The 9960-nt window shown below is 70.3% G+C and carries 9 protein-coding genes; 6 read left to right on the forward strand and 3 right to left on the reverse strand.

What is annotated here, in order from left to right:
• Nucleotides 1-135 precede the first annotated feature (135 nt).
• Nucleotides 136-1374, forward strand: a complete 1239-nt coding sequence (locus tag E2E34_RS26140) for a cytochrome P450 (protein ID WP_244316114.1) — start codon at nt 136-138, stop codon at nt 1372-1374.
• Between the two features lie 138 nt (nt 1375-1512).
• A complete protein-coding gene (locus tag E2E34_RS26145) occupies nt 1513-2625 on the forward strand; it encodes a type III polyketide synthase (RefSeq protein ID WP_138904374.1) in 1113 nt (370 codons plus the stop codon).
• Between the two features lie 348 nt (nt 2626-2973).
• On the opposite strand, the gene E2E34_RS26150 is transcribed toward E2E34_RS26145, so the two are convergent.
• The 3 genes from E2E34_RS26150 to E2E34_RS26160 all read right to left on the reverse strand — a co-directional run bounded on the left by E2E34_RS26150 (nt 2974) and on the right by E2E34_RS26160 (nt 6397).
• Nucleotides 2974-4431, reverse strand: coding sequence for a catalase (locus E2E34_RS26150; protein ID WP_138904375.1), 1458 nt, complete (start codon nt 4429-4431; stop codon nt 2974-2976).
• A gap of 196 nt (nt 4432-4627) precedes the next feature.
• Nucleotides 4628-5524, reverse strand: coding sequence for a 2-hydroxy-3-oxopropionate reductase (locus E2E34_RS26155; RefSeq protein ID WP_138904376.1), 897 nt, complete (start codon nt 5522-5524; stop codon nt 4628-4630).
• A 51-nt stretch (nt 5525-5575) separates the two neighbouring features.
• The gene (locus E2E34_RS26160; protein WP_138904377.1) at nt 5576-6397 is read right to left on the reverse strand and encodes a TIM barrel protein; all 822 of its coding nucleotides are present in this window, start codon (nt 6395-6397) and stop codon (nt 5576-5578) included.
• Nucleotides 6398-6861: 464 nt separating this feature from the next.
• On the opposite strand from E2E34_RS26160, the gene E2E34_RS26165 reads away from it, so the two are divergent.
• The 4 genes from E2E34_RS26165 to E2E34_RS26175 all read left to right on the forward strand — a co-directional run.
• On the forward strand, nt 6862-7281 hold the full coding sequence (locus E2E34_RS26165) for a hypothetical protein (RefSeq protein WP_138904378.1): 420 nt from the start codon (nt 6862-6864) through the stop codon (nt 7279-7281).
• Between the two features lie 244 nt (nt 7282-7525).
• The gene (locus E2E34_RS35655; protein WP_167518389.1) at nt 7526-8029 is read left to right on the forward strand and encodes a hypothetical protein; all 504 of its coding nucleotides are present in this window, start codon (nt 7526-7528) and stop codon (nt 8027-8029) included.
• Nucleotides 8030-8061: 32 nt separating this feature from the next.
• Nucleotides 8062-9207, forward strand: coding sequence for a peptidoglycan-binding protein (locus E2E34_RS26170; protein WP_167518390.1), 1146 nt, complete (start codon nt 8062-8064; stop codon nt 9205-9207).
• The coding region (locus E2E34_RS26175) for an ABC transporter ATP-binding protein (protein ID WP_138904380.1) at nt 9204-9960 on the forward strand (757 nt) is incomplete at its 3' end. The genes E2E34_RS26170 and E2E34_RS26175, both read left to right, overlap by 4 nt.

Consider the following 9960-nt stretch of genomic DNA (forward strand, 5'->3'; position numbering starts at 1 on the left):
CGCCGCCGCTGTCCCGGGCGGCGCTGCCGAGGTGCCCGCGCTGAAGTCCGAATCTCCCTCTAAATCTCCCTCTAATCGGTTAAATAACCCGCTTGAGGACATGACCGTCCCCCCGATTGGGGAAGTGTGTCGGACATCGACCCGCACACCGTCTGGAGCGACGTGGAGACCGAGACCACCGGCACCGTATGGAGCTGCCCCTTCGACTACGCGGAGGCCCTCGAGTTCGACCCCCAGCTCCGGCGGATGCTGGATTCCGACCCCGTGGCCCGTATCCGCATGCCGTACGGCGAAGGGGAGGCCTGGCTCGTCACGCGCTACGAGGACGTGCGGACGGTGACCACCGACCGGCGGTTCAGCCGCAGCGCGGTCAAGGGCCGCGACTTCCCGCGGATGACGCCCGAGCCGATCGTGCAGTCGGAGTCGATCAACCTGATGGACCCGCCGGCCAGCAGCCGGCTGCGCAGCCTGGTCGCCAAGAGCTTCGCGCCGCGCCACGTCGAGCGGATGCGGCAGCGCACCCAGAGCGTCGTCGACCTGATGCTCGACCGGATGGCCGCCCTCGGCTCGCCCGCCGACCTCGTCGAACACGTCGCGGCCCCCCTGCCGCTCATGACCATCTGCGAGGTCCTCGGCATCCCGGAGGACGACCGGCCCGCGCTCCGCGCGCACGCCCTCACCATGATGAACGTGAGCGCCGGGAACCGGGAGGCCGCCGTACGCGCCAAGGCGGCCCTGCGCGGCTACTTCGCCGAGCTCAGCTCCGAGCGGCGCAGGTCGCCCGGCGACGACCTGATCAGCACGCTGGCCACCGCCCGCGACGGCGCCGAGCTGCTCGACGACGACGAACTCGCGGTCATGTCGATGGTGCTGCTCATCACGGGCCAGGACACCACGACGTACGAGATCGGGAACATCGCGTACACCCTGCTCACCCGCCCCGACGTGCTCGGCGCGCTGCGTGCGCGCCCCTTGGCGCTCCCGGCGGCGATCGAGGAGCTGCTGCGCTTCATCCCCTTCCGCAAGGGCGTCGGCATCCCGCGGATCGCCACCGAGGACGTCGAGCTGGGCGGGGTGCTGATCCGGGCCGGGGACGTCGTCCACGTCTCGTACCTCACCGCGAACCGGGACGAGCGGAAGTTCGACCGGCCCGACGAGCTGGACATCGGCCGGCCCACCGTGCCCCACATGACCTTCGGCTGGGGGGCGCACCACTGCCTCGGCGCCCCGCTCGCGGCGATGGAGCTCGAAGTCGTCTTCGCCACGCTCCTCGACCGCTTTCCCGGGCTGCGGCTCGCGGGGGAGCCGTCGGACGTGCGGTGGAACACGACGTCGATCTGGCGCCACCCGCTCGCCCTGCCCGTCGCGTGGTGAGAACCGCCCGCCTGAGAACCGCCCGCGTGAGAACCGCCCGTGCGACGACCGCTTGTGTGACGACCACCCGTGGTGACGACCGCCCGTGGTGACGAGAGCCCGGCCGTACCGCTGCCCGGCATGAGACAAGGAAGAACCATGGCCACACTGTGCCGACCGTCCGTCGCCGTACCCGACCACGTCATCACGATGGAGCAGACGCTGGAACTGGCCCGCGAGACGCACGCGGACCATCCGCAGCGCGGCCTCGTCCTGCGCCTCATCGAGAACACGGGTGTCCGCACCCGCCACATCGTCCAGCCGATCGAGGACACCCTGCGCCACCCCGGTTTCGAGGTCCGCAACCGGCTGTACGAGGCCGAGGCCAAGGCGCGCGTCCCCGCCGTCGTACGCCAGGCGCTCGCCCACGCCGAGGTGGAGCCCGACGAGATCGACCTGATCGTCTACGTCTCCTGCACCGGCTTCATGATGCCGTCCCTGACGGCCTGGCTGATCAACTCGATGGGTTTCAGGCCGGAGACCAGACAGCTGCCCATCGCCCAGCTCGGCTGCGCCGCCGGTGGTGCGGCGATCAACCGGGCGCACGACTTCTGCACGGCGTATCCGACGGCCAACGTACTGATCGTGTCCTGCGAGTTCTGCTCGCTGTGCTACCAGCCGGCCGACCTGGGAGTGGGCTCGCTGCTCTCCAACGGGCTGTTCGGCGACGCGATCTCGGCGGCCGTCGTACGCGGCGAGGGCGGCGTCGGCATGCGCATCGAGCGCAACGGCTCGCATCTCGTGCCCAACACCGAGGACTGGATCTCCTACGCCGTACGGGACACCGGGTTCCACTTCATGCTCGACAAGCGGGTGCCCGGCACCATGGAGATGCTCGCCCCGGCGCTCAAGTCGCTGGTCGCCCAGCACAGCTGGGAGGTCGCGGAGATGGACTTCTTCATCGTCCACGCGGGCGGCCCGCGCATCCTGGACGACCTGTGCTTCTACCTCGACCTGCCGCCGGAGATGTTCCGGTTCAGCCGGGCCACGCTCACCGAGCGCGGGAACATTGCCAGTTCGGTGGTCTTCGACGCGCTGGCGCGGCTGTTCGACGAGGGGACCGTGGAGCACGGGGCCGGCGGTCTCATCGCCGGGTTCGGCCCCGGCATCACGGCCGAGACTGCCATCGGCCGGTGGGTGGGCGCGGCGCCGGCCGGCGTCCGCGCGGTCGCCGCGCCCGTGGCCGAGGAGGCGGCGGTGCCGGTCGGCTGACGGGCCGGGAAACCTGAAGGGCGCGGGGTGCGTACGGGACCGTCCGTACGCACCCCGCGCCCTGGCAGGGAAGCTGATGCCGCCCGGCGGAACGAGACTGGCGCGACAGGACGTTCGCACCGCCGGGCGGAGTTGGGGGGAAGGGGTTCCGCGGCGGTGGGCGATGAGCTTTCGGGCGTCCTCCCCTCAGGTCGAGGAGGGCGTTCCTTGAGCCTTGACCACCGCACTGGCTCGCTCGCCGCCGCGGCACCTTCCGTCCGTAACGCCGGCCACCCCTCATTCGGGCCGGTGGTACGGACTGCGCGGTGGGCCAGACCTCCCGTCGGGCCCGCCGCGCGGTCTGGGTGACTAGTCCTCGCGCAGGGCGCGGACCGCTTCCTCGACGCGCTTGCCGTAGTCGGCGTCCGCGGCGTGGAAGTGCGCGAGGTTCTTCTCGATCACGTCGTCGCGGGTGACCTGCGAGAGGCCGCCGGCGATGTTCGCGACCAGCCGGGACTTCTCCTCGGCCGACATCAGGCGGTAGAGCTCACCGGCCTGGAAGAAGTCGTCGTCCTTGACGTGGACGGCGGCCGCGTGCGTGCCGGTCCAGCCGGCCAGCGCCAGCGGGGCGGAGAGCGCCGCGTCGGTCTGCGCGGGACCGTCGTACGAGTTGGGCTCGTAGTTCTTGTCGTGGCGCGAGCCGTAGCGGGTCGCCATGGCGCCGTCGCGGCCGTAGTTGTCCGCCACGGTGGCCTTCGGGGCGTTCACCGGCAGCTGGGTGTGGTTCACACCGAGGCGGTAGCGGTGGGCGTCCGCGTAGGCGAAGAGCCGGCCCTGGAGCATCTTGTCGGGCGAGGGGCCGATGCCCGGAACGAAGTTGTTCGGGGAGAACGCGGCCTGCTCGACCTCGGCGAAGACGTTGTCCGGGTTCCGGTCCAGGACCAGCCGGCCGACGCGCTGCAGCGGGTAGTCCGCGTGCGGCCACACCTTGGTGAGGTCGAACGGGTTGAAGCGGTAGTCCGGGGCCTCGGCCGCCGGCATGATCTGGACGTACAGCGTCCAGGACGGGTTGACGCCGCGCTCGATGGCCTGGAGCAGGTCCGTCTGGTGCGAGTTGGCGTCCTTGCCGACGAGCTCGGCGGCCTGCTCGGACGACAGCGAGCGGATGCCCTGGTTCGTCTTGAAGTGGTACTTGACGAAGAAGGCCTCGCCCGCGGCGTTCGTCCACTGGTAGGTGTGCGAGCCGTAGCCGTTCATGTGGCGGTACGACGCGGGGATGCCGCGGTCGCCCATCAGCCAGGTGATCTGGTGCGTCGCCTCGGGGGCGTGCGCCCAGAAGTCCCAGACGTTGTCCGGCTCCTGCTTGCCCGTGAAGGGGTCGCGCTTCTGGGAGTGGATGAAGTCGGGGAACTTGATCGGGTCCTTGATGAAGAACACCGGGGTGTTGTTGCCGACGAGGTCGTAGTTGCCCTCTTCGGTGTAGAACTTCAGCGCGAAACCGCGCGGGTCGCGGACCGCGTCCGCGCCACCGAGGTTGTCCGCGACGGTGGAGAAGCGGATGAACGTCTCCGTGCGCTTGCCCACCTCGCCGAGGAAGTTCGCGCGGGTGAAGCCGGTGACGTCGTCCGTCACCTCGAAGTAGCCGTACGCGCCCGAGCCGCGGGCGTGGACGACGCGCTCCGGGATGCGCTCACGGTTGAACCGGGCCAGCTTCTCCAGCAGGTGCTGGTCCTGGAGGAGGAGCGGGCCGCCGACACCGGCGGAGGCGGAATTCTGGTTGTCGGCGACCGGGGCGCCTGACTCGGTCGTGAGCACACGCTTCGACATGGGGACCTTCCTGCGGAAATCTGCTGGCGGCGTGAGGAGCGTAAGTACGCACCGAGCGTGACGTCAACAGTTTGTTGAAGTTGAAGAGAGGGATCGGCGCGGACCGAACCGAAACAAATGGATCCGGGCGACGGCGGCGCCTGGGCGCGACAGGACAGGTGTCAGCGACGCCGCCGCCCGGAAGTCGGGGGAGTGGTCAGCTCTGGACGGGCTGACCGGAGAGGCGCTCGACGGCGCGCAGCAGTGCGGAGTGGTCCAGGCCACCGTCACCCTGGGCACGCAGCGAGGCGACCAGCTGGGCCACGACCGCGCCGACGGGGAGCGCCGCACCGACATTGCGGGCGGCGTCGGTGACGATGCCCATGTCCTTGTGGTGCAGGTCGATCCGGAAGCCGGGGGCGAAGTCCCGGTTGAGGAAGTTGTCCTTCTTGCGGGTCAGGACGGTCGAGCCGGCCAGTCCGCCGTTGAGGACGTCGAGGGCGGCGGTGAGGTCCACACCGGACTTCTCCAGGAAGACCACGGCCTCGGCGCACGCCTGGATGTTGACCGCGACGATCAGCTGGTTGGCGGCCTTCACCGTCTGGCCCGAGCCGTGCGGACCGCACAGGACGATCGTCTTGCCGAGCGCTTCGAGCACCGGCTTGGCCGCGTCGAAGTCCTCCTGCGAACCGCCGACCATGATGGACAGCACGGCCTCGATCGCGCCGGCCTCGCCGCCGGACACCGGGGCGTCCAGGACGCGCAGGCCCTTCTCGGCGCCGGCCTTGCCCAGGTCCACGGAGGTCTGCGGGGTGATCGAGGACATGTCGATCAGGAGCGCGCCCTTCCTGGCGTTCTCCAGGATGCCGTCCGGGCCGTACGCGATCGCCTCGACCTGCGGGGAGGCGGGCACCATCGTGATGATGACGTCGGCGTCCTTGACGGCCTCGGCGATCGAGGACGCGCCCTTGCCGCCGGCGGCGACCAGGCGGTCGATCTTCGGCTGCTCCAGGGTGTAGCCGGTGACGTCGTAACCCGCCTTCAGCAGGTTCTCGGACATGGGGGAGCCCATGATGCCGAGGCCGATGAAGCCGATCTTGGGGAGAGTGCTCATGATGGGTGCCTCTTTCAACACACGCGCTACATCACACGCGCGAAAATATGGTCAGTTCGAGAGCCAGCCGAAGGCTTCGGCGCTCGGGCGGTCGCCGGGCTTGTACTCCAGGCCCACCCAGCCGTCGTAACCGGCGTTCTTGAGCAGGTCGAGCAGCTCTTCCAGCGGCAGGTCGCCCGTACCGGGGGCGCCGCGGCCGGGGTTGTCGGCGATCTGCACGTGGCCGGTCTTGGAGGCGTACTCCGCGATAACGTCGGGGAGGTTCTCGCCGTTCATCGACAGGTGGTAGATGTCGAGGAGGAACTTGGCGTTGCCGAGTCCGGTGGCCTCGTTGACCTTGTCCACGATCGCGATGCCGGCCGGCGCGCTCACCAGCGGGTAGAGCGGCGACTCCGGCTTGTTGAGGGTCTCGATCAGAAGGATCGCGCCCACGCGGTCGGCGGCGCGGGCGGCCACCACCAGGTTCTCCAGGGCGAGTTCGTCCTGGACAGCCGGGTCGACGCCGTCCACACGGTTGCCGTAGAGCGCGTTGAGCGCCTTGCAGCCGACCGAGGCGGCGAAGTCCGCCGCGACATCGATGTTGGCGCGGAAGCGGTCCGACTCCTCGCCGGGCACGGAGAGGGCGCCGCGGTCCGGGCCGGGAAGCTGTCCGGCGTAGAAGTTCAGGCCGACCAGCTGGGTGCCGGCCTCGTCGAGCGCCTTCTTGAGCGCGTCGAGCTCGGCCTGGTCGGGGGTGGGGGTCTCGATCCAGGGCCACCACAGCTCGACCGCCTTGAAGCCTGCCGCGGCGGCGGCCGCCGGGCGCTCGAGGAGCGGGAGTTCCGTGAAGAGGATCGAGAGGTTCACATCGAAGCGCTGGTCCGTGTAGCCCATGAGGGTTTCGGCGCTCCTTCCGTATCGCGGAAGTTATTTTCTGCCTGATGGAATGTTGCACGGTGGCCCGGAGACCTGTCAAGAGGGCGCGGCCAGGTCCGGCCGTCCGGCGGTGCGCGGGGTGCCCCCGGGGCGGGGTGTGCCGGGGTGGTGGCCGAGACGTGACGGGCGTCCTTCCGTCATGGCCGGCCTCGATATGGCTGGTATTCGGTCGCGGCTCACAGGAATCCCATAGGGAACGCATAGTTCAATTTCCGGTCCGGGTTCTTCCACCGGCGCAAAGGCCATTTCGCCGCCGTCTTCCGTTTCGTGGCCTGGACCTTTGTGGAATGACTCATTCGCAGTGCGGCGCCCTTCATGAGAAGGAAATGAGAATTGACATGCCCGCAGCGGCCCGAGCAGAATCGCGTCGCTCGCTCTCCGAGTGGGCAGCGGTTCAACAAGACGCGTTGAATGGGGAAATGATGACGATCCGCAAAAACCTGGGTCTCGTCGGGGCCGGCGCCATGCTGATGCTGGGCGCCGGGGTGGGCATCGCGCCCGCCGCAAGCGCGGCTTCCACGGGGGACGGCCAGGCGGTTTCCACCTCGCAGTCGTCGAAGGGGCAGGTCAAGTCCGGCGTGGGCACGAAGTCCCTCAGCAAGGCGGGCGGCGCCGCGGCGGCGTCCGAGGGTGACGTGAGCGTCAACGCCAACTGCTGGAACGGCAGCAGGTCGGGCAGAAACTTCTACATGACCTGTTCCGGCAACGGCTACCGGGTCTACGTGGACTGCTCGAACGGCTACCGGTACACCTTCGGGACGTACTACTACGGCACCTGGAACCACACGCTGACCTGCCCCGCGGGCACCAACGCCGTCTGGGGCGGCTCGATCGGCGGCTGACCTCCGCCGCCCGGCGCCGCACAGCGGCCCGGTTGAAGAGGGCCGGATCCCGGACTGTTCCGACAGTCCGGGATTCGGCTTTTCCTGTGTGCGATCCGCCGGCGCATTGGGGAATGATCTGTTCCCGTTGTTCTCAGGTGAATCTCATAATTCTCTCAGCGATCTCTCCGAGGCGGCTTGCTATTCATGACGCACACCCGAATTCGACGAGGAGCTCACGTTGAAGATGCAACCTTTAAGCCGGTTGGGCGTTTCTTCTGTCGCGGTACTGCTGCCGTTCGCCCTGCTGACGGGATGCGGTTCCGGCGAGAAAAGCGATGTGCCGTCCGCCGGCGGCAAGAAGCCGTCGGCCGGCAGCACGGCCGAAAAGCCCGGCGCCGGCGATCCGGACGCCGGCGTTCTCAAGTTCGTGCGCTGTCTGCGCGAGAACGACATCGAGGTCGACGATCCGGAGACCAACGGCAACGTCTCTATCCAGGTCACGGACAACCAGGACCAGGCCAAGATCAGCAAGGCCCAGAACGCCTGCAAGCAGTACATGGACGCGGGCGGCAGCGGCGGCGGCGGGGCGGCCGGCGGCGGCAAGGAGACCGAGGAGCAGAAGGTGTGGCGGCTCAAGGTCGAACGCTGCCTGCGCGACAAGGGCTTCAAGATCGGGAACGTCGCGGAGGACGAGCGGGCGGCCCACGAGAAGGCGTCGAAGGAGTGCTACAAGGAAGCCGGCCCGGTGCCGGGTGCGGGACGGTGACCGAGAGCCGGCCGACGACCGGGACCCCGGCCGTGAGCGAACCCGAGGACCTCCCGCCGCGCCCCCGCCGCGCCCGCAGGCTCCTCGTCTCGTGCGTGATCGTGCTGACCGCCGGCGCGGCGGCGGTCGTCGTGGTCCGCGACCGCGCCGACGGCGTGCCTCCGCCGAAACTCCCGCCGTCCGCCGCCACCGCGCCGGTGACCCGCGGCGATCTGACGGCCGAGGAGACCCTGGACGGGACGCTGGAGTACGCGGACGACGTGTACCTGCCCAACCGCCTGGCCGGCACCGTGACCTGGACCGCCCGCCCCGGGGCCACGGTCTCCCGAGGCGGCGTCCTCTACCGCCTCGACGAGAAGCCCGTCGTGCTGCTGTACGGAGGGATCCCCGCCTACCGTGCCTTCGCACCCGGGATGTCCGACGGCGGCGACGTACGCCAGCTGGAGGAGAACCTCGTCGCCCTCGGCCACACCGGCTTCACCGTGGACGAGACCTACACGGCGTACACGGCGTACGCGGTGAAGCGCTGGCAGCGGGACCTCGGACTGCCGCGCACCGGACGGCTGGAACTCGGCCGCGTCCTGTTCGCCCCGCAGTCCGTGCGGGCCGGGGAGGCCGACCGCAAGCCCGGCGACGAGGCCCGGGCCGGCAGCCCCGTCCTGGCCACGACCAGGGCCGAACGCACCGTGACGGTGAAGGCCACGATGTCCCAGCAGCGCCTGCTGCCGGTGGGCAAGAAGGTGGCCGTCACCGTCCCCGGACGCGACGAACCGGTCACCGGCAAGGTCACCTCGGTCGGCACCGTCGTCGGCGGTGGCGACGACGAGGGGGACAAGGGCGACGGCGACGGCGGAGGCGGCGGGCAGGACCCCGGCGACGGCGACCGCACGGTCACCGTGCGGATCGCGCTCGCCGACCAGAAGGCCGCCGGACCGCTGACGTACGCACCGGTCCGCGTCGAGGCCGAGAACGAACGGCACCGCGACGTCCTGTCCGTGCCCGTCGCCGCGCTGCTCGCGCTGCGCGAGGGCGGATACGGCGTCCAGGTCGTCGGCGACGGCCCCGAAGACCCCGACCGCATCGTGCCGGTCACCACGGGACTGTTCAGCGGGGGACGCGTCGAGGTGTCGGGCGCCGGCATCACCGAGGGCCTCAAGGTCGGGACACCCGCGCTGTGAGCGCCGCCGGCCAGGCCCCGGACGCGCCCGCCGCCGAACCGGGGCCACCGGACGCCGACCCCGTCGTCGAGCTCACCGAAGTGACCCGCAGCTACCCCGGCGCCCCGCCCGTGCACGCCGTACGCGCTCTCTCCCTGCGGGTCCGGCCCGGCGAACTCCTCGCCGTGGTCGGGCCCTCCGGATCGGGCAAGTCCACCCTGCTCAACCTCATCGGCACCCTCGACCGCCCGACCGGCGGCCGGGTGCGGATCGCCGGGTACCCCGTGGAGCGGCTGTCCGACCGCCAGCTGTCGGCGCTGCGGGCGGAGCACATCGGCTTCGTCTTCCAGCAGTTCTTCCTCACCCAGGGAGTGAGCGCGCTCGACAACGTGGCCGAAGGGCTGCTGTACGCCGGACTGTCCCGGCGGGCCAGGACGGCGGCCGCCGCCGAGAGCCTGCGCCGGGTCGGCCTCGGCCACCGGCTGCGGCACCGCCCGCACGAGCTGTCCGGCGGCGAGCGCCAGCGCGTCGCCCTGGCCCGCGCGGTGGCCGGCCGGCCCTCACTGCTGCTCGCCGACGAACCCACGGGATCGCTCGACACCGCGTCGGGGGCGCGCGTCGTGGAGCTGCTGCGGGAACTCAACGCCGACGGCACCACCGTCGTCGTCATCACCCACGACACGGAGCTCGCCGCCCGGATGCCGCGCCGGGTGGTCATGCGCGACGGACGGTTGGTCGAGGACCGCCGCGGCGACGCCCCCCGCACCCCCCTGG

This window comes from Streptomyces albidochromogenes (genome assembly GCF_005981925.1).
GTDB classification, from domain to species: Bacteria; Actinomycetota; Actinomycetes; order Streptomycetales; family Streptomycetaceae; genus Streptomyces; species Streptomyces albidochromogenes.